Origin of the sequence: Streptomyces himalayensis subsp. himalayensis (assembly GCF_013778455.1) — a bacterium.
GTDB lineage: Bacteria > Actinomycetota > Actinomycetes > Streptomycetales > Streptomycetaceae > Streptomyces > Streptomyces himalayensis.
In genome coordinates this window covers 347,736-371,586 of record NZ_JACEHE010000004.1, presented here as the reverse complement: position 1 = coordinate 371,586, position 23,851 = coordinate 347,736, and the positions used below count along the sequence as shown (strand labels likewise).

Annotated in this window: 18 protein-coding genes; 6 read left to right on the top strand and 12 right to left on the bottom strand. The window is 70.4% G+C overall.

Annotated features, from left to right (window positions below):
* The first annotated feature begins 70 nt into the window (after positions 1–70).
* Complete coding sequence (locus H1D24_RS09900; protein ID WP_181657043.1) at positions 71–904, top strand: phytanoyl-CoA dioxygenase family protein; 834 nt, start codon at positions 71–73, stop codon at positions 902–904.
* A gap of 128 nt (positions 905–1,032) precedes the next feature.
* Here H1D24_RS09900 and H1D24_RS09895 read toward each other — a convergent pair whose 3' ends face one another.
* Together H1D24_RS09895 and H1D24_RS09890 are read right to left on the bottom strand one after the other, a co-directional pair.
* The gene (locus H1D24_RS09895) at positions 1,033–1,704 is read right to left on the bottom strand and encodes an LAVTG motif-containing sortase-dependent surface protein (RefSeq protein ID WP_181657042.1); all 672 of its coding nucleotides are present in this window, start codon (positions 1,702–1,704) and stop codon (positions 1,033–1,035) included.
* Positions 1,705–1,986: 282 nt separating this feature from the next.
* Positions 1,987–3,171 (bottom strand): MalY/PatB family protein, encoded by a 1,185-nt coding sequence (locus H1D24_RS09890; protein WP_181657041.1) that lies wholly within the window; start codon positions 3,169–3,171, stop codon positions 1,987–1,989.
* 181 nt (positions 3,172–3,352) lie between these two features.
* Here H1D24_RS09890 and H1D24_RS09885 point away from each other — a divergent pair, with 181 nt between their 5' ends.
* Positions 3,353–3,907, top strand: coding sequence for a DUF6886 family protein (locus H1D24_RS09885; RefSeq protein ID WP_181657040.1), 555 nt, complete (start codon positions 3,353–3,355; stop codon positions 3,905–3,907).
* 258 nt (positions 3,908–4,165) lie between these two features.
* On the opposite strand, the gene H1D24_RS09880 is transcribed toward H1D24_RS09885, so the two are convergent.
* From H1D24_RS09880 to H1D24_RS09870, 3 genes are read right to left on the bottom strand one after another with little or no spacing between them, the layout of a single operon-like run.
* Positions 4,166–5,203: an ABC transporter ATP-binding protein gene (locus H1D24_RS09880; protein WP_181657039.1), complete on the bottom strand. Its 1,038-nt coding sequence runs from the start codon at positions 5,201–5,203 to the stop codon at positions 4,166–4,168.
* A complete protein-coding gene (locus tag H1D24_RS09875) occupies positions 5,200–6,768 on the bottom strand; it encodes an ABC transporter permease (protein ID WP_181657038.1) in 1,569 nt (522 codons plus the stop codon). Before H1D24_RS09875 ends, H1D24_RS09880 begins: the two co-directional genes overlap by 4 nt.
* A gap of 13 nt (positions 6,769–6,781) precedes the next feature.
* On the bottom strand, positions 6,782–7,801 hold the full coding sequence (locus H1D24_RS09870) for an iron ABC transporter substrate-binding protein (RefSeq protein ID WP_181657037.1): 1,020 nt from the start codon (positions 7,799–7,801) through the stop codon (positions 6,782–6,784).
* Between the two features lie 261 nt (positions 7,802–8,062).
* On the opposite strand from H1D24_RS09870, the gene H1D24_RS09865 reads away from it, so the two are divergent.
* The 3 genes from H1D24_RS09865 to H1D24_RS09855 all read left to right on the top strand — a co-directional run bounded on the left by H1D24_RS09865 (position 8,063) and on the right by H1D24_RS09855 (position 14,169).
* Positions 8,063–10,678 (top strand): AMP-binding protein, encoded by a 2,616-nt coding sequence (locus H1D24_RS09865; RefSeq protein ID WP_181657036.1) that lies wholly within the window; start codon positions 8,063–8,065, stop codon positions 10,676–10,678.
* A 371-nt stretch (positions 10,679–11,049) separates the two neighbouring features.
* Positions 11,050–12,684, top strand: coding sequence for a serine hydrolase (locus H1D24_RS09860; protein WP_181657035.1), 1,635 nt, complete (start codon positions 11,050–11,052; stop codon positions 12,682–12,684).
* A gap of 210 nt (positions 12,685–12,894) precedes the next feature.
* A complete protein-coding gene (locus tag H1D24_RS09855) occupies positions 12,895–14,169 on the top strand; it encodes a YncE family protein (RefSeq protein ID WP_181657034.1) in 1,275 nt (424 codons plus the stop codon).
* Between the two features lie 45 nt (positions 14,170–14,214).
* Here the strand turns inward: H1D24_RS09855 and H1D24_RS09850 are convergent, their stop codons facing one another.
* Positions 14,215–15,483 (bottom strand): arginine deiminase, encoded by a 1,269-nt coding sequence (locus tag H1D24_RS09850; protein WP_181657033.1) that lies wholly within the window; start codon positions 15,481–15,483, stop codon positions 14,215–14,217.
* Between the two features lie 103 nt (positions 15,484–15,586).
* Positions 15,587–17,041: a basic amino acid/polyamine antiporter gene (locus H1D24_RS09845; RefSeq protein ID WP_181657032.1), complete on the bottom strand. Its 1,455-nt coding sequence runs from the start codon at positions 17,039–17,041 to the stop codon at positions 15,587–15,589.
* A 274-nt stretch (positions 17,042–17,315) separates the two neighbouring features.
* Between H1D24_RS09845 and H1D24_RS09840 the strand changes: the two genes are divergently transcribed.
* Complete coding sequence (locus tag H1D24_RS09840; RefSeq protein ID WP_181657031.1) at positions 17,316–18,125, top strand: HAD-IIA family hydrolase; 810 nt, start codon at positions 17,316–17,318, stop codon at positions 18,123–18,125.
* Between the two features lie 122 nt (positions 18,126–18,247).
* On the opposite strand, the gene H1D24_RS09835 is transcribed toward H1D24_RS09840, so the two are convergent.
* The 5 genes from H1D24_RS09835 to H1D24_RS09815 all read right to left on the bottom strand — a co-directional run bounded on the left by H1D24_RS09835 (position 18,248) and on the right by H1D24_RS09815 (position 23,851).
* A complete protein-coding gene (locus H1D24_RS09835; protein ID WP_181657030.1) occupies positions 18,248–18,883 on the bottom strand; it encodes a class I SAM-dependent methyltransferase in 636 nt (211 codons plus the stop codon).
* Positions 18,884–19,170: 287 nt separating this feature from the next.
* On the bottom strand, positions 19,171–19,869 hold the full coding sequence (locus tag H1D24_RS09830) for an NADPH-dependent F420 reductase (protein ID WP_181657029.1): 699 nt from the start codon (positions 19,867–19,869) through the stop codon (positions 19,171–19,173).
* 329 nt (positions 19,870–20,198) lie between these two features.
* Positions 20,199–21,134: a glutaminase gene (locus H1D24_RS09825; protein ID WP_258563978.1), complete on the bottom strand. Its 936-nt coding sequence runs from the start codon at positions 21,132–21,134 to the stop codon at positions 20,199–20,201.
* A 169-nt stretch (positions 21,135–21,303) separates the two neighbouring features.
* Complete coding sequence (aspA, locus tag H1D24_RS09820; RefSeq protein WP_181657027.1) at positions 21,304–22,731, bottom strand: aspartate ammonia-lyase; 1,428 nt, start codon at positions 22,729–22,731, stop codon at positions 21,304–21,306.
* 85 nt (positions 22,732–22,816) lie between these two features.
* Positions 22,817–23,851 (bottom strand): asparaginase, encoded by a 1,035-nt coding sequence (locus H1D24_RS09815; RefSeq protein ID WP_181657103.1) that lies wholly within the window; start codon positions 23,849–23,851, stop codon positions 22,817–22,819.

Below are 23,851 nucleotides of genomic sequence, written 5' to 3'. Positions count from 1 at the left end.
AGGCATCCTCCCCGCTCCGGTCACGTCCTAGCGTGACCTGCATAGTCCGCCGACCGGAAGGGTCGAACGCATGACAGTCACAGACATGGGCGTCGACAGCGACGGGGCCGCGCTGCCCGAAGCCGCCCGCCGGCAGTTCGACGAAGAGGGCTTCACGGTGCTTCGCTCCCTGTTCGACACAGCCGAAATCGCCGAACTCAACGCGGAGTTCACGGCCCTGCACGCCGCCGGTCCCCTCCCCGGGCACTTCGAGCCACGCGCGACCGAGACCGGCGGCGCCGATCCGCTGCACCGCTACCCCCGGGTGATGCACCCGCATCGGATCAACGACCTGGCCCTGCGCTTCCTCCTCGAACCGCGGCTGCGCGACGTCCTCGAGACCCTGCTGGGCGAGGAAGTCCTGGCCGCGCAGAGCATGTTCTACTTCAAGCCGCCGGGCGCACGCGGACAGGCGCTGCACCAGGACAACTTCTATCTACGCGTGGAGCCGGGCACCTGTGTGGCCGCGTGGATCGCCTGCGATGTGATCGACCGGGCCAACGGCGGCCTGGAAGTGGTGCCGGGCACGCACCGGATGGACCTGTTCTGCCCGGAGGAGGCGGACGCGGACATGTCGTTCGCGCGTGAGTACGTGCCTCCGCCGCCCGGCCTGACCGCCGTGCCCGTCGACATGGCCCCCGGCGATGTCCTCTTCTTCAACGGCAGCCTGGTCCACGGTTCCTACCCGAACCGAACCACCGACCGCTTCCGCCGCTCGTTCATCTGCCACTACGCGGGCCGCTCGGCGGAGCGGATCGGCAGCTGGTACGACACCTTGACGATGGACGGCCACCGCATCGCGCTCCCGGAGAGCGAGGGCGCCGGCCCCTGCGGCACGGAGTTCGCTCCCGACGGTCCGCACTGACCTTCGTCGCCTTCGTCGGGCGACTTCCGGCACCGGGTCGTGTGCATGCTCATCCTCCCGGACAGCGCGGTGCCCCCGTACTCGTACGAGCACGGGGGCACCGTCGCGTGTCAGTCGGCCGGTAGCGGTCAGCTCTGGCCGGACGCGGACTTCCGGCGACGGAACACCAGATAGCCGCCCGTCGCGAGCAGGGCTGCCGCCGCCGTCGACAGGATGCCGACCGGGGCGCCGCTGCCGGTCTCGGCCAGGTCGCCGGCGGCGCCCTGTGCAGAGGGGGAGGACGAGGCCGCCGGGGCCGCCTCGCCCGGCGACGCGGACGACGTGGGCTCGACGGCGTCGGACGGCGTGGCGGACGCGGATCCGGAGGGCGTGGTGGCTCCCGGCTCGGTGTCGTCCTCGCAGTCGGTCCAGAAGACCTTGTGCTTGGCGCTGCCGTTCTCGCCGTCGAAGTTCCAGAACAGCTTGTAGTGGCCGTCCGGGAGGGACAGGTCGTCCGTGCGGCCGTGACCTTCGGCGTCGAGGGTCAGCGAACCGGTCTTGACGGTCTCGCCCTTGACGTCGGCCGTCGGGGCCCACGCCTCGATGTGCCAGTCGACCTGCTGGCCGGCGTCGAAGCCGAAGGCGTCGAGGTAGAAGGTGCAGACGTGCGGTTCGTTCTTGCGGAGTTCCTCACCGGTGGTGGCGTCGTGAATCTTCACGGTGCCGTTGTCGCCTGGAGCGGTGGCGACTGCGGAAGGAGCGAGGACGAGCGAGACCGCGACGGCGGCCGCGGTCGCGCTGGCGTGAGCGAGCGTGCGCATGGGCAATCCAACGTGGGAAGTGAGGGGACGCCGTGGGGGGCGGCTCAGCTTCCTGCGTTATTGATCAACCCGTCAAGACGTGTGATTCCACATAGGTACCAGAAGATGTCACTTGCCCCATTGGTCCACGTAACGATCAGGTCAATGCGGTCAATGCGCGTCCCCGGCGCAGAAGTCAGGTGGCAGGCGCGAGGGCGGGGTCGGGTGGCAGGCGCGGCCGGAATCGGGTGCCAGGTGCGGCGTCAAGGACCTGGGAGCCCGCCTGGCGCTCCTGACTCGCGGTCAGGCCACAGCGGCCGCCATGCGGCGTACCGCCTCCGTGATCAGTTCCGGAGAGGTGGCCAGGTTGAGCCGGGCGTGGCCCCGCCCGCCCGTGCCGAAAGCCGTACCGGAGCTCAGGGCGACACGTCCCCGCTCCAGGAAGACGGCGGCCGGATCGTCGCCGAGGCCGAGGGCGCGGCAGTCGAGCCAGGCCAGACAGGTGCCCGGTGCGGGCTCGTACCGTATGTCCGGGAGCTGTTCGGCCAGCAGATCCGCGAGCAGGCGGCGGTTGTCGTCGAGTCCGGCGAGCAGCGCGTCGAGCCAGGCGCCGCCGTCGCGGAGGGCGGCGGTGTGGGCGAGTACGCCGACGTGGCTGGGTCCATGGCTTACCTCCTCGGGGAGCTTGGCGAGGTCCCCGGCCGCCGCCGGGCCCGCGACGGCCAGCGCGGCCTTGAGCCCGGCCAGGTTCCACGCCTTGGACGCGGACATCAGGGACAGCCCGCTCGCCGCGTCCGGAACACTCAGATAGGGAACGAACGCCGCTCCCGGGGCGACGACCGGGGCATGGATCTCGTCCGCGACGACCCGTACGCCGTGCCGGTCGGCCAGCGCGGCGACTGCGGTCAGTTCTTCGAGGGTGTGCACCGTGCCGGTCGGATTGTGCGGGCTGCACAGCAGAAACGCGGCACGCCGCCCGCTGCCGGCAGCCCGCGCGAAGGCGTCCCGCAGCGCGGCGAGGTCGATCCGCTGGTCCGGGCCGAGGGGCGCTTCGACGATCCGCCGGTCCATGTGCCGTACGAACTGGTAGAACGGCGGATAGACAGGGCAGTTGACCACCACGGCGTCGCCGGGCCCGGTGACCAGCCTGAGCATCTCGACCACGCCCAGCATCACATCGGGCACGATCGCCGTACGCTCCACCGCCGGCCCCTTCCAGCTCCACCGCTTCCGCGCGAACTCGGCGAGCGCCTCGGCGTAGGCCGTGCCCGCGGGATAGCCGGTGTCGCCGAGCGCGACCGCGTCCGTGATGGCCCGCGCGACCGGTTCGGCCAGGGGCACGTCCATCTCGGCCACCCACAGCGGCAATACGTCTTCCGGGTACGTGCGCCATTTCATGCTCGTACGCCGTCGCAGCTGGTCAAGGGAGAGGCGACACAGTGGGTTGGCCTCCACGGCACCGGTTTCCTGGCCGAGTTCTGCACTCATGAGATCAACATAGGCATGCGGCGCAGGAAGTGCCCTGCGTATCCATCAAGAACGGCGCCAACGGCAAAGAGCGAGGCCGACGCCTCGGCGCCTGTGCCCGGCACCTCGACGCCGTCGAGGAGCCGGTGTTCCCGGCGGATGACGCGACGCCCGGTGGCGGCTCTGCGGTAGACCAGTGACCATGCGTCCACGACCTGGTGAAGTCCTGCACTTCTCGGAAGACCCCGCCATCACCGTGTTCCGTCCGCACGTCGCCGCCACGGCCCGGCAATCGGAGGCGTACGTGTGGGCCGTCGACGATGTCCGGGCCCCGGACTACTGGTTCCCCCGCCAGTGTCCGCGTGCCATGGCCTGGACCGTGCCGGGCACCTCCGAAACCGACCGTGAGCGCGTTCTCGGCCCGGGCGGCGGTGAGCGCGTGCATGCGATCGAGTACGGCTGGGTGCAGCGGTTCCTCAGCGTCGAACTGTTCGCGTACAGGTTGCCGACCGCCCCGTTCCGGCCGTTCGGCGAGCCGGTGCCGCACGCCCACGTGGCCGTCGAGCCCGTCGAGCCGCTCGGCCCCGCCGAGCCCGTCGGCGATCTTCTCGAGCTCCACAGGGAGGCGGGCATCCAGCTGCGCGTGCTCGACAACCTCTGGGCGTTCTGGGACGCGGTGATCGACAGCACGCTGGGGTTCAGCGGTATCCGGCTCGGGAACGCGGCGCCGAGGCCACAGTTGCCCGCGCGGAGCTGACCGGGCGTCCGCCTGCGCAACCGCCTTAGAGGTGCTCACAAAATGGGCGCCCGGCTCGAGGCGCCTGGCACGCACTCCCCCAGCTAACGCTGGGAGGTGCCCCCACGCCGCGTTGCCGAAACACCCTAGTAGCTCCTCCCCCATTGCCTTAAGGGCAAGGGAGGTGCCCCCATCGAGGGTCTTCCGGCGCCTTGCGATCGCACGCACCAGGCGCCTCGAGCTGATCGGACTCCCATTTTGTGAGCACCTCTTACTGCCTCACGCGTGCAGCAGTGCTTCGCCCCTGACCCGGATGCGGGTGCGCTGGCCGGGCTGTACGGCGAGGGGTCCCACGGCACGGACGTCCACGGGCTCGTCGAGGCCGTCGACCGCCACGGTGACCATGGCGTCGTGGCCGAAGTACCGCACGTCGGTGACCGTACCGCCCGCTGCCGCGGACGCGGCGTCGGTGAGCTGGAGCTGCTCCGGACGGAGAAGTGCGGTGCCGGTGGCCGGTGCCTCCCCCTTGACGAGCGGGATGGTGCCCAGGGCGGTGACGGCTTTGCCGTTGTCCGCGGTCGCCGGGAGGAGGACGGCGTCGCCGACGAATCCGGCGACCCAGGGGTCCGCCGGGTGCTGATAGACCTGCTGCGGGGTGTCGCACTGGACCACGCGGCCGTCCCGTACGACCGCGACGAGGTCGGCGGTGGACAGGGCCTCCTGCTGGTCGTGGGTGACCAGAACGGCGGTGGCCCCGCTGAGCCGCAGGGCCGAGCGGACGTCGGCGCGGACCCCCGCCCGCAGGGCGCTGTCGAGGGCGTTGAACGGCTCGTCGAGCAGTACCAGTGCGGGCTGCGGTGCCAGGGCGCGGGCCAGGGCGATCCGCTGCTGCTGGCCGCCGGAGAGCTCGTGGGGCATCCGCTCGCCGTAGCCCGCCAATCCCACCAGGTCCAGCATCGTCTCCGTACGGCGGCGGCGCGCGGTCCGGTCGAGGCCTGTCAGGCCGAACGCCACGTTCCGTCCGACGCTCAAGTGCGGGAAGAGCGCACCCTCTTGGGGCACGATTCCGATGCGGCGCCGCTCGGGAGGCAGATGCACTCCGGGCCCGGTCAGGACACGTCCACCGACGGTTACGCTGCCCGCGTCGGCGCGCAGGAAGCCCGCGATGATGCGCAGCAGGGTGGTCTTGCCGCAGCCCGAAGGGCCGAGCACCGCGGCCAGGGCGCCGCCCGGGACGGTGAGGTCGAGCCCGTCGAGGACGTTCGGCGCGTCAGGGCCGTAGGCCTTTGACAGGCCCTCGATACGCAGTTCGGTCATGTGCGGTGCCTCCCGAGGAGGTAGGAGGGGATCGCCGCCAGCAGGATCAGCGCGGCGGCGTACGGAGCCGCGGCGGCGAAGGACCCGACGCCGGTCTCCGTCCACAGACGGGTGGCCAGCGTGTCCATGCCGGTGGGGCGCAGCAACAGGGTGGCGGGCAGTTCCTTCATGCACACCACGAAGGTCAGCGCGGCTCCGGCCGCCACACCGGGAGCCGCGAGCGGCACGGTGACCTCGCGCAGGACGCGCCAGGGTCCCCGGCCCAGTGAGCGCGCCACGTCCTCCAGTACGGGCGGGGCCTGGAGGACCGCGGCGCGCGTGGCGGCGACCGCGACGGGCAGGAACAGCACCGCGTACGCACCGACCAGCAGAGGGAGTTCCTGGTACAGCGGGTGGGCGTAGCGCACCGCGAAGAACACGAGCGAGAGGGCGATGGTGATGCCCGGAAGGGCGTGGCCCGCGTAGGCGGCCTGTTCCAGGAGGTGGGCGACACGGCCCCGGTGGCGGGCGGCGATCACGCCGATGGGCAGGGCGAGGACGGTGGTCAGCGCGGCGCCCGCGGCGGCGACGCCGAGGGTGGCCCAGGCGGTCTCGGCGAGCCGCGCCGGGTCCCAGGTGGCGGAGTCGCCGGCGGCCAGCCAGTACCCGAGCGTGCCGAGCGGGAAGACGACGGCAGCGGCCGTGACGGCGCCGCACCAACTCAGCGAAGGCAGGGCCCACTTACCCAACGGGGCCCGGTCCGCCGGGCGTGCGGTGCCGGTGCCGGTCCGTGTGTAGGCGGCCCGCCCGCGGGTCCGCGCCTCGGCGGCGACCAGGGCCACGGTAAGGGCGACCAGGACGACGCTGAGCGCGGCGGCCGGGGTGCGGTCGAAGGACGCCCGGTACGAGGTGTAGATGCCGCGGGTGAAGGTGTCGTACCGCATCAACGAGACCGCGCCGAAGTCGGAGAACACATACAGCGCCACCAGTACCGAGCCACCGGCCGCGGCCGGGCGCAGTTGCGGCAGGGTGACGCGCCAGAAGGTGCGCACCGGCCCGAGACCGAGGGAGCGGGCGGCCTCCTCCTGTGCGGGGTCGGTGCCGCGGAGCGCTGCGGCGACCGGCAGATGGACGTACGGGAAGCTCACCAGGGTCAGGGAGAGCGCGGCCCCGGAGAACCCGGCCAGTTGCGGCGCGGCGGACAGCCAGGCGAAGGCGGCGACGTAGCTGGGCACGGCCAGGGGCAGCGTGACCAGCACCGCCCAGCCGTCCGCCCACGGCAGTGCCGTACGGGTGGTCAGCCACGCCAGCGAGACGCCGAGGACGAGGCAGACCGCCACGACGACGGCGGCCAGGCCGATGCTGCGGCCGAGCAGCACGGCGGTGCGCTCTGTGGCGACGATGTCCCAGGCGTAGCGGGGCCCGTGCTCGAGCGCGCGCACCGCGAGGTAGCCGAGCGGGAGCACCGCGAGGACGGCGGCCACCGTCGCGGGAAGGCCCAGCGCCCACGGGATCCTCCCGGCCTTCGCGGCCTGGCGGACCGGGTGGGCGCGGCGTGCCTTGTCGGCGGACGTACCTGTCGCCATGGCTGACCGGGCCTCAGACCAGTCCGACTTCCTGGAGCATGGCCAGGGTTTCCTTGAGGGAGTCGAGCTTGCCGAGGTCGATCTGGGGCGCCTCGAGGGAGTCGAGCGAGGGCAGGCCCTCCTCGGGAGCGACGCCTGCGGCGAGCGGGTACTCCTTGGTCTCCTCGGCGAAGTAGGTCTGGGCCTCCTTGCCGAGCAGGAAGTCGGCGGCCTGCTGGGCGTACTCGCCCTCCTTCTTGCCGGCGCCCTTCAGGAGGCCCACGCCGGCGACGTTGACCAGCGCACCCGGGTCGCCGCCGGGCAGGAAGTGAAGCTTGGCGGTGAGCTTGTCCTCGCCTTCCTCCGCGGCCTTCTCGTACCAGTAGTAGTGGTTGATCAGGCCGACGGAGACCTCCCCGGAGTCCACGCCTTCGAGGACGTCGATGTTGCTCTCGTACGTCTTCGGGGAGTTGGTCTTGAGGCCCTTCAGCCAGTCGCGGGTGGCGTCGTCGCCTTCGAGGACGCGCATTCCGGTGACGAAGGCCTGGAAGGATGCGTTGTTCGGGGCGATTCCGATTCTGCCCTTCCACTCGGGCCCGGTCAGGTCGTGGACGCTGTCCGGGGGCGTGGCGACCTTGCCCGGGTGGTACGCGAGCACGCGGACGCGGCCCGAGACTCCCGTCCAGTCGCCTCCGCTGCCTCGGTAGGCCTCGTCGACCTTGTCGAGCGTCGACTGCGGGAGCGGCTTCAGCCGTCCCTCCTTCGACAGGGCACCGAGGGCGCCCGCGTCCTGCGAGAAGAACAGGCCGGCCTCGGTCTTGTCGCCCTCCTCCAGGATCTGCGCGGCCAGTTCGGCGCTGTCGCCGTAGCGGACCTCGACGTTCGCGTCGAGCTCCTTCTCCAGCTTCTCCAGGAGCGGTTCGACCAGGTCCTCGTTGCGGCCGGAGTAGATGACCAGGTCGGCCGGCTCATCGCTGCAGGCCGCGAGTGCCGGGGCGAGCATGCCGATGGCGAGGAGCGGTACGGCGAGACGGCGGACCGAGGGGCGTCGCATGGTGAAGCCTTCCTGACATGGCTCACCTCCGGCGCCGGGCAACGCGCCGCCGAGACGTCGAAGGAGAGCGGGCGGCGGAGCGGTGCCGCGAAGGAAACCTGTGAACGACCTATGAATAAGGTAAAGCTAACCTGACCGTCAAGAACGGCTTGATAACGGGCGTTGCTCACGTTTCGCCGCACCCCCCTGTGAGACCCCTGTGCGTCCTCTGTGATGCATCTGTGTCTTTTCAATGAGGTTAGGCAAACCTAATATGCGCCTGTGCTCATCCCTTCTGACCTGCTGCCAGGCACGCCCGGCGCGAAGTCGTCGCTGTTCGCCAGGCGTCTCGCCGCACACGGCGAGCGCACGGCACTGCTGACCCGCGACGGCGAGCTGTCCTACCGCGAACTCGCCGACCGCGTCGCCGAGATGGCCGCACGTCTGGGCCACGATCAGCGGCGACTGGTGCTGCTCGCCGGCGCCAACTCATCCGATGCCCTCGTCGTCTACCTCGCCGCCCTGGCGGCCGGCCACCCGGTCCTGCTGGTCCCCGGCGACAACGACGGCGCCCTGAACTCCCTGACGGCGGACTACGATCCGGATGTGGTGGTCCGTCCCGGTCCCAAGGGGCGGTGGCGTCTCGACGAGCGGCGAGCCGTCTCCGTACACGATCTGCATCCGGACCTCGCCCTGTTGCTGAGCACCTCAGGCTCCACCGGGTCGCCCAAACTGGTGCGGCTGTCGTACGAGAATCTGCAGGCCAACGCCGAGTCCATCGCCACGTACCTGGGCATCCGCGACAACGACCGCGCCGCCACCACGCTGCCCATGCACTACTGCTACGGGCTCTCGGTCATCAACAGTCATCTGCTGCGCGGCGCGGGGCTGATCCTCACCGATCTCTCCGTCGCCGACGAAGGGTTCTGGGACCTCTTCCGCGCCGGACGCGGAACCACCTTCGCCGGCGTCCCGTACACCTTCGACCTGCTGGACCGGATCGGCTTCCCCGACATCCCCCTGCCCGACCTGCGTTACATCACCCAGGCAGGCGGCAGGCTGGCGCCCGACCGGGTCGGCCACTACGCCGCACTGGGACGACGCGACGGCTGGGACCTGTACGTCATGTACGGGCAGACCGAGGCCACCGCCCGCATGGCCTACCTGCCGCCGGACCTCGCCGCCTCCCGGCCCGAGGCGATCGGCGTCCCCATACCGGGTGGGGCCTTCCGTCTGGAACCCCACCCAGACTGGCCCGGTCAGGACACCGGCGAACTCGTCTATTCGGGCGCCAACGTGATGCTCGGTTACGCCGAGCGCCCGTCGGACCTCGCTCTGGGCCGCACCGTCGGCGAACTGCACACCGGCGACATCGCGCAGCTCGCCCCGGACGGGCTGTACGAAATCGTGGGCCGCAGCAGCCGCTTCGCGAAGATCCTGGGTCTGCGGATCGATCCGCAGCGGATCGAGGCGCTGCTGCGCCGCCACGACGTCACCGCCTTCGTCGCCGGCGCCGACGACGAACTTGTGATCGCTGTCGCGGACACGGACAGCACTGACGCAGGGCGGCTGCGGCGCATCGTGACCGACGACTGCGGGCTCCCACCGCGGGCCGTCCGCGTCCATGTCGTGCCCGAACTGCCCCGTCTGGCCACGGGCAAGCCGGACTACGAGGCAGTACGGAAGCTCGGCCACGCGCCGGAGTCCACGCGCGCTTGCGCCGCCCCGACGCCTGGTGCCCGTGTGCCCTATCCGGTGGATCTGTGCAGGCTGTACGCCGAGATCCTCGACCGGACCGACGTCACGGAAGACAGCAGCTTCGTGTCGTTGGGCGGCGACTCACTGTCGTACGTCGAGATGTCGCTCCACCTCGAAGAGGCGCTCGGCCATCTGCCGCCTGACTGGCACCTCGTGCCCATCCGCGACCTGCGCCGGCCTCGCAGCGTCGAGTCGGACCCAGGGAAAACGCCGCGAAGGCGCACCCTGGAGACCGGCATCGCGTTGCGCGCCGCCGCGATCGTCTTCATCGTGGGCTCGCACATCCCTGTCTTCCACGTGAAGGGCGGCGCCCATCTCCTGCTGGCGGTCGCCGGCTTCAACCTCGCCCGCTTCCACCTGACCCCGACCGCCGAGCGCCGTGAACGCGTCCGGCACGGGCTACGGAGCATCGCCCGGATCGCGCTGCCGAGCCTTGCCTGGATCGCCCTGGCCCTGCTCTTCACCGACGACTACGGCCTCACCAATCTCGCCCTGCTGCACAGCGTCCTCGGACCGCACGACAGCGACACGGCGATGCACTTCTGGTTCATCGAAGCGCTCACCTACATCCTGGTGGCCGCCGTCGCCCTGCTGGGACTGCGGGTCGTGGACCGCGCCGAGAGACGGTTCCCCTTCGCACTTCCCATGACGATCGCGGCACTCGGGCTGCTCACCCGCTACGACCTTCTCGGGTTGCGCGACCGCTTCCATGTGCCGTCGGCGGCCGTCGTCTTCTGGCTGTTCGCGCTGGGCTGGGCCGCGGCGAAGGCGAGCGACACGCCCCGGCGGGTGCTGGTGGCTGTGGCGGCCGTGGCCACGATTCCCGGCTTCTTCCCCGGCGAACCGTTCCGGGACGCGGTCGTCACCGCCGGCTTCGTGCTCCTGGTGTGGGTGCGCAGCCTGCCGAGCCTGGGGCCGGTCAACAGCGTGGCGGGTGTACTGGCGGGCAGCTCCCTGTACATCTATCTGACCCACTGGCAGGTCTACCCGCTGATCGACGACTTCTCCGGGTGGCTGGCGCTGCTCGCCTCGCTCCTCTTCGGCATCGGGTACTCCGCGGTGGCGACGCGGGCGATGCGGAGGCTGTCGGGTCTGCTGCGCGGCCGGCGAGAGACAGCAGCCCTGGAAGTCTCCGACTAGGCGGCGCCTGCTGGGGCGCGGGCGCCCCAGCGGCCGGCCGGGCCTGCGCCCCGGTCCGCCACTCGACAGCTTGTGCGGACAGGTCCTCACGCCAGTGGCTGTCGCTGATGACGCCGCAGGGCCGGAACGCGGGCTGCAGGTCCATGGCGGGGGCGAGGAAGCAGGCGGCGTTGCAGTGGGCGAGCCACCCCGCTGACTACTTGCGCAGCGGGCTCCAGTGCCGGGCGGTCGGACGGTTCTGGTCCTGTGCCGGATGCTCACCACGACGGGCCTGGAGAGACGGTTCCCGCCAACACCGTCCGGGCACCGCGGTCACCCTGTTCGCCGCCGAAGATGCGACACGCGTACGGACCTGGGCTTGACTGGTGGACATGATCCGCCTCGACCGGGTGCACAGGGCGTGTCCTCGTGCCGTCGCGGCACTGGGCCTGGTGGCGATCGCCGTCACGGCCGGCTGTACCGGTCCCCAGGCGCTCACCGTGGAGCTGCCGGACGGCACCGCCTCGCCCTCGGCCCTGGCCAGTGCTCCCCCACTCCAGCCACCGCCGCAGCTCACGCCGGCCAGGGTGGACGCGGCGGTCGACCGGCTCGACGACGTGGTGCGGAGCGCCATGCAGAAGACAGGCGTGCCCGGTGTGGCCGTCGGGGTCGTCCACCGCGACCGCGTCCTCTATCTGAAGGGCTTCGGCACGCGCAAGGTCGGAGAGCGGGGCACGGTCGACGCCGACACCGTCTTCCAGCTCGCCTCGGTGTCCAAACCGCTGGCCTCAACCGTCGTCGCCGGAGCGGTCGGCCGGAAGACCGTCGGCTGGGACGATCCGGTGGTGAAGTACAGCCCCGACTTCACGCTCAAGGATCCGTGGGTCACTCGCCATGCCACCCTCGCCGACTTGTTCTCCCACCGCAGTGGTCTGCCCGACCATGCGGGCGATCTCCTCGAGGGCCTCGGCTATGACCGCTCGTACATCCTCGGTCATCTGCGCTACGAGCCCCTCGCACCGTTCCGTGCCTCGTACGCGTACACCAACTTCGGCGTCACCGCGGCCGCGGAGGCGGTGGCCGAGGCGGAAGGAACGAGCTGGGAGGACCTGTCCGAGCGGGAGCTGTACAAGCCGCTGGGCATGACCTCCACCAGCTCTGTATTCGCCGACTACGAGCGGGCCTCGAACAAGGCCGCCACCCATGTGAAGGTCGACGGCTCCTGGCAGGCCCGGCATGTACGGAACGCCGACGCGCAGAGCCCGGCCGGCGGCGCCAGCTCCACGGTCCGGGACATGGCCAAGTGGCTGCGTCTGCAGCTCGCCGACGGGAAGTTCGGCGGGCGGCAGATCATCGATGCCGCGGCCCTGGACGAGACTCATGTGCCGCACGTCCTCTCCCAGCCGCCGCCGGCCCCGGCCGGCAGATCCGGGTTCTACGGCCTCGGCTGGGATGTGGGCTACGACAGCCACGCACGCCTGCGCCTCAGCCACTCCGGCGCCTTCGACCTCGGCGCGGCCACCAGCGTCACGATGCTGCCCTCGGACCAGCTCGGCATCGTCGTCCTCACCAACGGGCAGCCCGTGGGAGTCCCGGAGGCGATCGCCGCCGACTTCTTCGATATCGCACAGACCGGCCACCCCACGGTCGACTGGCTGGGGTTCGTCGGCCGGATCTTCCAGCAGCAGGAGCAGGCCGAACGCTCACGCACCGACTACTCCAAGCCGCCGGCCGAGCCCAGGCCGGCCCGGGCGAACAGCGCCTACACGGGCACCTACACCAACGACTTCTACGGTCCGCTGACGGTGAGCACCGAGGACGACGCCCTGGTCATGCAACTGGGCCCGAAGAAGATGCGGTTCCGGCTCCGGCACTACGACGGCGACACGTTCAGCTACGAGACCGTCGGAGAGAACGCGTCCGGTCTGTCGGGCGTCACGTTCTCCGCGAACTCCGACGGCGAGATCACCAAGGTCCGCGTGGAGGCGCTCGACGAGACCGGGCTCGGTACCTTCACCCGGAGTTGAGCGGCCCTCGTCAGGCCTGAAACGCCGAAGGACTTCCCGGGGCGGATTTGTCGTGTACGGAGTCTTGTGGAGAGGGACGCTCCTTCCTTACTTTCCAGTAAGCCAGCCGAACGCGAGCGTTGTTCACGTCCCGCCACCCTGCGTTCCTCAGCGGACGGCACCCCCCACCGCATGCTTGTCATGCCCTCAGCAACGAGGAAAGGACCGACGATGCCCGCCCACAGAACCCGGCACGTCTGCACCATGGCCGCCGCACTCGCTCTGGCTCTTGCCGGGCCCTCGACGGCGACCGCCGCACCCACCGCACCCGCCGCGTCCGCGCAGCAGAGCACCGAGGGTCCCCGGGAGGTCATGTTCGTCGGCAACAACTGGGACGGCACCGCCGACGTCATCGAATCCCGGGGCGACTTCGCCAGGATCGGGCGCCTCGACGTCATCCCGGACAAGGACGAGCGCCTCAAGGAGATCCACCTCGACCCGATCAAGCTGATCTACTTCCTCGGGGTCCGGCAAGGGCCCGGTGAGGGGCACGACCAGTTCGTCGACGACATGTACTCGACCCCCGACGGATCGGCCGTCGTCGTGTCCCGCCCGAGCTTCGCCGATGTCGTGTCGATCGACCTCGCAACCGGCCGGATCAACTGGCGCTTCCCCGTGTCGGGTTACCGCTCGGACCACATGGCGGTGTCCCCCGACGGCACTCGTGTCGCCGTCTCCGCCTCCACGTCGAACACCGTGCACGTGCTCGACATCGACACCGGCAAGCAGCTCGGGTCGTTCGCCACCGGCGACAAGCCCCACGAGAACGTGTTCACGGACGGCGGGAAGTACCTCTGGAACATGTCGATCGGCGAGGTCACCACGGCCCTCGACGAACCGTGGCTGGACTGGACGAAGGGCGACCGCCGCATCACCGTCGTCGATGCCGACACCTTCGCGCAGGTCAAGGTCATTGACATGCGGGAGCGGCTCGACGCCTTCGGCCGCAAGGATCTCTCCGACGCGGTCCGGCCGGTCGCCTTCACGCCCGACGAGTCGAAGCTCTACTTCCAGGTCTCGTTCTTCAACGGCTTCCTCGAGTACGACGTCGCCTCCGACAGGATCACCCGCGTCAAGACGCTCCCGAAGAACCCCGCGACCAGCGAGGACCGCACCACCTGGGTCAATGACTCCCGCCACCACGGAATGTCGATGAACCCACAGGGCGACAAACTGTGCATCGCCGGAACCATGGACGACTACGCGACGGTGGTCGACCGCGCGACGCTCCAGGAGGGACCGCTGGTGACCGCGTCGAAGCCGTACTGGGCGACGGTGAGCGGCGACGGCAAGTCCTGCGTCATCTCCGAGAGCGGCTCCGACCAGGTCACCGCCATCGACTTCGCGACCGGCCGCAAGGTCGCGTCCGTGCCGGTCGGCGACCATCCTCAGCGCGTTCGCCTCGGTCATGTGGCGGCGGACTGGACGAGCCCGTCCGGGGGCTGACCCTGACAGCCCCTGAGCAAGCCCGCCGCGCCATGGCCGGCCGGCTCAGAAGTCGACGGGGTCGCGGACGATCGGGCAGGTCATGCAGTGCCCGCCGCCGCGGCCCCGGCCGAGTTCGGCCCCGACAATGGTGACGACCTCGATGCCGGCCTTGCGCAGCAGCGTATTCGTCTGGGTGTTGCGGTCGTAGGTGAAGACGACGCCCGGCTCCAGGGCCACGGCGTTGTTGCCGCTGTCCCATTGCTGCCGTTCCGAGGCGTAGACATCGCCCCCCGTCTCCACGACCCGCAGCTCAGGGAGCCCGAGGGCCTTGGCGACCACGTCGACGAACGGGCGCGAGCCCTCGTCGGTGATCTCCATGCCGGGAGCCTTGTCGCTCGGCCGCAGGGAGAAGGTGTGGACCCCGTCCATGATCGTCGGATAGAGCGTCACCAGGTCGCGGTCGGCGAAGGTGAAGACGGTGTCCAGATGCATGGCGGACCGTAGCTTCGGCATGCCGGCGACGATGACGTGCTGGGCGGCGCCCTGCTCGAACAGCGCTGCGGCGACCTGCGTGATGGCCTGACGTGAGGTGCGTTCGCTCATGCCCATCAGGACGACGCCCTTGCCCACCGGCATGATGTCGCCACCCTCGAAGGTCGCCTGGCCCCAGTCCTTTTCGGGGTCTCCCCACCACACGGTGGAGCCGGAGAAGTCCGGGTGGAAGGTGTAGATCGCCTTCATCAGAAGGGTCTCGTCATGCCGGGCGGGCCAGTACAGCGGGTTGAGAGTGAGGCCCCCGTACAGCCAGCAGGTCGTGTCGCGGGTGTAGAGGGTGTTGGGCAGGGGCGGCATGAGGTACTCGCGTCCGCCGATGGACTCGCGCGCCAGGGCGAGGTAGTCGGAGCGGAACTCGTCCGGCAGATCGGCCGTGGCGAGCCCCCCGATCAGATACTCCGTCAACCGGCCGGGGTCGAGCGTCTCGAGGAAGGCCCGTGTGTCGTCGACGAGCCCGAGACCGACCTCGTTGGCGGTGATCTTGCGGTCGAGCAGCCAGGTCCTGGCCTCGGGGATCGCCATCGTGTGGGCGAGCAGCTCATGCAGTTCGACGACGTCGACGCCCCGTTGGCGCAGCTTGTTGACGAAGTCGGCGTGGTCCCGCTGGGCGTTCTCGACCCACATCACGTCGTCGAACAGCAGGTCGCCGGCGTTGGTGGGGGTGAGTCTGCGGTGCGCGAGTCCGGGCGCGCACACCAGGACCTTGCGCAGCTTGCCGACCTCGGAGTGGACGCCGGGGGCCGGCTGGGTCGTCGGGGTGGTGTCGTGGCTTGTCACGGGGTGCCCTTTCTGGACGTACGAGGTGGGGTCCCGGGGACGCGACCGGCGGTGGGTCGGAGGCTGGGCCGGGCTGCCGGTCAGGGGCTGGGCCGGCGGCCGGTCAGAGGCTGATCCAGCCCGCCGCCAGCGCGATGACGCCCATCACCGCCCCGGCCACGGAGACGGCGAGGATGACCAGTTCGCCCGGCGAGAACAGCCGTCTGCCCTGCTCGCGGCGGGCCATCACGAACAGCACCGTTGCGGGCGCGTAGATGATGAACGACACCAGGAGGTACTTCAGACCTGCGGCGTAGAGCAGGAAGAGTGTGTAGAGCGTGGCGAGCACGGCGACGGTGAGGTTGACTGCCGAGCCCTCGCGTCGTCCGGTGTCGGTCCGTCGCCCCTGGACGACCTTGACGGCGAAGGCCGCCGCGAGCAGGAACGGGATCAGGGTCAGGGCGCTGGTCAGATTGAGGGCGAAGTTGAACGCGTCTTCGGAGAACAGGGTGATGACCAGGACGATCTGGACGAGGACCGTGGTCATCAGCAGGGCCGGTACAGGGACGTCCGCGGCGGTGGCGCGCCGCAGGAACCGGGGCATGTCATCGTCCTGGGCGGCCACGAACAGCACCTCGGCCGCCATCAGGGTCCAGGCGAGATACGCGCCGAGCACGGAGACGATCAGCCCCACGCTGACGAACACCGTGCCCCAGGTGCCGACCGCGCTCTCCAGCACACCGGCCATGGACGGCTGGCGCAGCTCGGCGATCTCGCTCATCGGCAGCAGGCCGTACGACACCATGGTGACCGACGCGAAGATGGCGAACACGCTCAGGAATCCCAGCACCGTGGCGACCCCGACGTCCTCGCGCCGCTTGGCGTGGCGCGAGTAGACGCTGGCGCCCTCCACTCCGAGGAACACGAAGACCGTGGCCAGCATCGTGCCTTTGACCTGCTGGAACAGTGAGCCGGCGTAGTCGTCGCCACGGAAGTTCTCGGCGAAGACGCCGGGGTCGAAAAAGAACAGCGCGATGACGACGAAGACCAGGATCGGGACGATCTTGGCCACGGTGACGATCCGGTTGATGGCCGCGGCTTCCTTGACGCCCCGTCGGATGAGGAAGAAGAACGACCACAGGCCCAGGGATGAGAGCACCACCGCGAGCAGGGTGTCGCCGTCGCCGAGGGCGGGCGCCACCGCGCCGATGGTCGACATGATGAGCACCCAGTAGGTCACATTGCCCACGCAGGCGCTGGCCCAGTAGCCGAACGCCGAGAAGAAGCCCAGGTACTCGCCGAAGCCGGCCTTGGCGTAGGCGTAGACCCCCGCGTCGAGGTCGGGTCTGCGGATGGCCAGCAGCTGGAAGACGAAGGCGAGCATCAGCATGCCGGTGCCGGCGATCGCCCACGCGATCAGCGCACCGGCCACCCCGGTCTCCTCGGCGAACCGGGCCGGAAGCGAGAAGACGCCCGCCCCGACCATCGAGCCGACGACCATCATGGCGAGTGTCGGCAGCGACAGTTTGGCGGGATGCGATGGGGCCTCGGTGTCGGTGTCCGATTCGGTGTGGGTCATGTCCGTCCTACTGGTGCGGCCGGATTCCCGGGTCGATTCTCGGTGTGTTGACGGGCCTGTCGGCACCTCCCCGCCCCAGAGATATTAGCCAGCAACATGGTGAAATGTCGCGATAGTCCGTTTGCACGCGCGGCGGACACACCCGGGACGCGGCGTATCCGGGCGGCTGCCGCGCCGAGAACCCGCATACGGGCGGCCGCGACGGCGACGACGTGTTCCTCGCAGGCGCTGGCGGCCATTCGGGTGCCGCGACCCGGGGTCGTATCGTCCTTGCATGGAGCCAGTACGCGCGGTCCTGATCGACATCGACGGTGTGCTCACCGTCTCGTGGAAGGCGCTACCGGGCGCGGTCGAAGCGCTGCGGCACATACGGGCATCCGGACCGGCCGTCAGCCTGATCACCAACACGACGTCCCGTACCCGCGCCTCGATCGCGGATGCCCTCACCGCGGAGGGCTTCCCCGTCGACGCCGAGAACATCCTCACCGCGCCCGCGGTCACCGCGGCATTTCTCGGCGAGCACTTCCCCGGCGCGCGGTGCTCCCTGCTCAACAGCGGTGAGATCCGCGAGGACCTCGCGGGCGTGTCGCTCATCGACGATGACGACAGGGACACCGTGCCTGATGTCGTCGTCGTGGGCGGCGCCGGACCCGAGTTCGACCATGCCTCGCTCAACCGGGTGTTCGGGCATCTCCAGCAGGGAGCCCGGCTCGTGGCCATGCACCGCAATCTGTACTGGCGTACCGACCAGGGGCTCCAGTTGGACACGGGCGCGTATCTGCTCGGCCTGGAGCGGGCCGCGCGTACGGAGGCCAAGATCACCGGCAAACCCGCACGCGCGTTCTTCGAGACGGCGCTGGGGCGCCTCGGCGCGCGCCCCGGCGAGGCGCTGATGGTCGGCGACGACATCGAGTCCGACGTGCTCGCAGCGCAGCGCACCGGAATCACCGGCGTCCTCGTCAGAACGGGCAAGTACCTGCCCGAGACCCATCGGGCCGCGAGCGGAAGCCCCGACCACGTCCTGGACTCCTTCGCGGACCTGCCCGCCCTGCTCGACCGGCTCTCCTCGGCGGGTGCGCGGTGATCGCGCTGTCACCAGCGCGAACCGGGGCCTCGGGCCGGGCGCCCTGGTCACTGCGATCGCAGGCCGTCCTGGGTCAGGCGGGCAGGCGCGCCCTGGTGACTGCGATCGCAGGTCCTCTCGGGTCAGGCGGGCAGGCGGCGGGCCTTGACGGTGTTGTCGATTCTGGTGGTCGGGCGTCCGTCGGGGTCGTTCTGGATGCGCTCGTGCTCCTCGCTGAGCAGAACCTCCCACTGCCCGTCCTGCAGGCCGAGATCGTCGATGACCTCGTCCGGCGTCGGAAAGTGCAGGTCGGGATGGTGATTGTGCTCCCAGGCGGGGAAACCGCCGTGCCCTTCGATGAGCAGGACTCCGCCGGGCGCGACGGCCGTGGCTGCGTTCCGCAGGATCTTCTCCCGCGGCATCTCGACGGGAGAATGCAGGAACTGCGCGGAGACGAGGTCGAAGGCGCCGTCCGGGAAGGACGCGGCCAGGTCGTGCTGCTGCCAGTCGATACGGTCGGCGACGCCTTCCGCTGCGGCGTGCGCGGCGGCGCGTTCGAGAGCGAGGCGGGAGATGTCGACGGCGGTGACCTGCCAGCCCTGCCCGGCCAGCCAGATCGCGTCGGCGCCCTCACCGCAGCCCAGATCGAGGGCCCTGCCCGGCTGGAGGCCGGCCGCTTCCCGGACCAGGACGGGGTTGGGCTTCCCGCTCCACATGCGATCGCTCTCGGCGTACCGGCCGTCCCAGTACTCCTCGGCCGAAAAGCTGTCGTCGGTCATCCGCGTGTCGTCCTTCGTGTCGTGCGTGGCGTGCGTGGCGCACGTCGCGCCCTGCGTGGCGTATGCGCCGACCTGGCGTAGCGGGTCTGCGCTGCCTCGACCATGCGCCCGCCGTCGCACCTGGCACAAGAAATGTTGCCGGTCCGGCAAACGGTCCGCCGCGCTCCGCCGCGGGCGGCCTCACCGGCGGCCTCACCGCCGCAGAGGCCGCCGGGTTCGACACGCATACGCCTCACGGGCCCCGGTCCGGCGTCCGGGGGGAGGTGAGGTGAGGTGAGGTGAGCGGGTCAGCTGCCGGGGCGCTCGGCCGCGGCCAGAGCCGCTCGCAGCGTCGCGGCATCGGCGCTCGCCCCCGGGTCGTCCGCCGAGATCCCGAGGCCCTGCGGATTCTTCGCGTACGGAACGACGTAAGCGGGCGTGTCGCGCTGGAAGCGCCAGCTGTCGGCCAACGTCCCCGCGTCGACGGCGTCGTAGCCGAGGAGGTCGAGCAGCTCCACCGCGGACGCCCTTGCCTCGGGGTCGTCGCCAGCGATCGGCAGGGCCGAGCGGTCGGGAGCGCCGGATGGCCGGGCGAGCGAGGCCAGATGCCTGAAGAAGATGTTGTTGAAGGCCTTGACCACCTTTGCGTCCGGCAGATGTCGCTGGAGCAGCTCGCTGGTGGTGGTCTCCTCCGCGTCGAGTTCGGGGATGCGCCCGTCGCGCTCCGGATAGTAGTTGTTCGTGTCCAGCACGATCTTGCCGGTCGTGGGTTCCACCGGGACCTGGCGGTAGTTCTTCAGCGGGATGCTGACCACCACCCAGTCCCCCGCGGCCGCCGCCTCGGCGGGCGTCGCGGCGCGCGCCCGCGGTCCGAGCTCCGCCACCAGGTCCGCCAGGGTCTCCGGTCCGCGTGAGTTGCTGAGCACCACGTCAAGGCCGGCGTCGACCGCGAGCCTGGCCAGGGTGGAGCCGATGTTTCCGCTGCCGATCAGTCCGAGAGTTGCCATACGGGCGCCAACCGGCGCCGCGGCGGTCGTATTCCTGCCCGGCCCGGCCGCCGCCTAGGGCCTGTGTCGGAAGTGGCGTCGTTCGCCCGAAGGGCGGGCCTCGCGGCGTCTGGCGCGTGCGATCGCAAGGCGCCGGAATGTCCTCGATGGGGGCACCTCCCATGCCCTTAAGGCAATGGGGGAGGAGCTACTAGGGCATTTCGGCAACGCGGCGAGCGTGCGTGCCAGGCGTCGCGAGGCAGGCGCCACTTCCGACACAGGCCCTAGCTGCCGGCCCACAGCCGCCGCACTCCGACGTCGTCCGCCGACTGCTGACACTGCTCGTACCGTCAGAAGACCGACAACCCCGTCAGGGTCGTGAACCGGTCCAGGGCCGCGACGCCCGCCACGGAGTTGCCGCGTTCGTCGAGGCCGGGGCTCCACACGCACAGGGTGCAGTGGCCGGGGACGATCGCGATGATGCCGCCGCCCACACCGCTCTTGCCGGGCAGGCCCACGCGGTAGGCGAAGTCGCCGGCCGCGTCGTAGGTGCCGCAGGTGAGCATGACGGCGTTGACCTGTTTGGCCTGGCTGCGTGTGAGCAGTTCGGAGCCGTCGGCGCGGACGCCGTGGCGGGCCAGGAACCCGGCGGCGAGGGCGAGATCGGCGCAGGAGGCCTCGATCGAGCACTGCCGGAAGTACTGGTCCAGGAGCACCGGGACCGGGTTGGTGATGTTGCCGTAGGACGCCATGAAGTGGGCCAGGGCGGCATTGCGGTCGCCGTGCGCGGACTCCGATGCGGCGACGGCCTCGTCGAAGGTCAGATCAGGGTTGCCGCTCTCTGCGCGCAGGAACTCCCGCAGGGTGCCGACCGCGTCGCCGGTCAGTGAGTGGAGGCGGTCGGTGACGACGAGGGCGCCCGCGTTGATGAACGGATTCCGCGGGATCCCGTTCTCGTACTCCAGCTGGACCAGGGAGTTGAAGGGGTTGCCGGAGGGCTCCCGGCCGACGTGTTCCCACAGCTCCTCGCCCTCGCGGGACAGCACCAGGGCGAGGGTGAAGGCCTTGGTGATGGACTGGGCGGAGAAGGGGTGCCGCCAGTCGCCGACGCCGTACACCGTGCCGTCCAGTTCCGCGACGGCCATGCCGAAGCGGCGCGGATCCACCGAGGCGAGTGCCGGTATGTAGTCGGCCGGACGGCCGCGGCCGGGCGTTCCCGCGATGTCGGCCGCGATCTGTTCCAGGACCGGCTGAAAGGCCGAGGAGGAGGTCGTTGAGGAGGACAAGGACGGCGACACGGTCACTCCGGCTTCGTACGGCGGTGCGGCACGGCGGATGCGCCCCGCGGGACGACGCCCACGGGGCGCATGCACTGCGCGCATGTTCGAATCACAGACTCATTCTGCCGCCACCCAGGGGCAGCGGCATGCGAGCCGACTCGGCTGCCGGACCGGTTCAGCCCGGCAGGGGCACGTCGGCGCCCGCACCGGTGCCCGCGACCCGCTCCGGGCTCAGCAGCGCGGCGAGGCGGTCGGCAGGCAACAGGCCCTTCTCCAGGACGAGTTCGGCGACGCCGCGTCCGGTGGTGAGGGCTTCCTTCGCGATGGCCGTGGCCGCGGTGTAGCCGATGTGCGGGTTGAGCGCGGTGACCAGGCCGATGGAGTTCTCGACGGTGGCGCGCAGCACCTCGGTGTTGGCGGTGATGCCCTCGACGCAGCGTTCGGCGAGCGTCAGGCAGGCGGCGCGGAGGTGGGTGATGCTCTCGGACAGGGAGTGCAGGATGATCGGCTCGAAGGCGTTGAGCTGGAGCTGCCCGGCCTCGGCGGCCATCGTGATGGCGACGTCGTTGCCGATCACCTCGAAGGCGACCTGGTTCACGACCTCGGGGATGACCGGGTTGACCTTGCCGGGCATGATGCTCGAACCGGCCTGCACCGGCGGCAGGTTGATCTCGCCCAGGCCCGCACGCGGACCGGACGAGAGCAGCCGCAGGTCGTTGCAGCTCTTGGAGAGCTTGACGGCGATCCGCTTGAGCACACCCGACATCTGGACGAAGGCGCCGCAGTCCTGCGTGGCCTCGACCAGGTTCGCGGCGGTCACCAGCGGGAGACCGGTGATCTCTGCGAGGTGGCGGCGCGCCGACTCGGCGTATCCGGCGGGGGCGTTGAGGCCGGTGCCGATCGCGGTGGCACCGAGGTTGATCTCGTGGACGAGTTCGACGGCCTCGGCGAGGCGGCTGCGGTCCTCGTCCAGCATCACCGCGTACGCGGAGAACTCCTGCCCGAGCGTCATGGGCACCGCGTCCTGCAGCTGCGTACGGCCCATCTTCAGCACATCGCGGAACTCGACGGCCTTGCGGGCGAACGCATCCTGCAGCACGGCCATGGCCTTCAGCAGGCCGCGCACCGCGAAGACCGTGGCGATCTTGACTGCGGTCGGGTAGACGTCGTTCGTCGACTGGCCGAGGTTGACGTCCTCGTTGGGGTGCAGGTACTCGTACTCGCCCTTGGCATGCCCGAGGAGTTCCAGCGCCCGGTTGGCGACGACCTCGTTGGCGTTCATGTTCGTCGAGGTGCCGGCGCCGCCCTGGATGACGTCGACGACGAACTGGTCGTGCAGCTTTCCGTCCCGGATCTCCCGGCAGGCCTCGACGATGGCGGCCGCCTTGTCCGGAGCCAGCAGGCCGAGCTCCTCGTTGGCGCGGGCGGCGGCCTCCTTGACGGCGGCGAGCGCGTCTATCAGATGCGGGTAGGCGGAGATCGGCGTGCCCGTGATGGGAAAGTTCTCCTTGGCGCGCAGGGTGTGGATGCCCCAGTACGCCTCGGCGGGGACGTCGCGGTCCCCGAGCAGATCGTGTTCGCTGCGGTGGGATGCGGCGGTCATCTCGGTGAGGGTCTTCCTGTAGGAGTTACGGGAGTGGGGTGATCGGGCACTGGGTGAAGCCGACGCACGCGCGCGCCGCGACGGTTCAGGCGTACGCGGCGCCCGCCGTCGTGGCCGCGAGGACGTCGTCGGTGAGAGCGGGCGCCGGCCGGACGCCACCGACCACCGCGCCGCCGCCGAGCAGCGGCCCTGTGGCGAACTCCGCGAGTGCCGCCGGGTCGACGCCGCAGCGGGCGAGGGCGGCCGCGGCCACCGGTATGCGCGCCCGGTCCGCGCCGTCGGAGATCTTCACGGCGACGGCGCGGCCGTCCGGCAGCGCCGCGACCTGCACGCCCTCGAAGCCGTCCTTGGTGAGCAGCCCCGGCACCGCCCGCATCAGCGCGGCCACGTCGCGCCCGGAGCCCGAGGCCATCTCGGCGTGCTCGCGCATCGCGTCGGCCACCCGCGCCTCGGGGGTGCCCGGCGGGGCGGTGACGATACGGGCCGCGGCGCGCGCAAGCCCCTGCAGGGAGACGGCGAACAGTGGCGCGCCGCAGCCGTCGACGGTCACCTGGGCGATGCGCTGTCCCGTGAGGTCCTCGACGATCTCCGCGATCGCCTGCTGGAGCGGGTGGGCCGGGTCGAGGTAGTCGTCGAGCGACCAGCCGTTGAGCTTCGCCGTGTACAGCATCGCCGCGTGCTTGCCCGAGCAGTTCTGGGCGAGCCGGGACGGCAGCCGCCCCTCGCGCACCCAGGCCTCCCGCACAACGGGGTCGAACGGCAGGTCCGGCACGTTGCGCAGGTCGTCTTCGCCGAGGCCGGCCAGCTCCAGGATCCGCCGGGTCCCGGCGAGATGGCGCTCCTCGCCGGAGTGGCTGGCCGCGGTCAGCGAGAGCAGCTCGCCGTCGAGCGGCAGTCCGGCCCGCAGCATCGCCACGGCCTGCACGGGCTTGAGCGCCGAGCGGGGATAGAAGGCGGCCTCGGTGTCACCGAGTTGGAACCGCACGGCTCCGTCGGCGCCCAGGACGACGACCGAGCCGTAGTGGACGCCTTCGACGACCCCACCGCGGATGAGGTGGGCGACTGGGGCATGGAGGGGCTCCCGGATCACAGGAGCCTCGGCCACCGGACTTCCGTACAA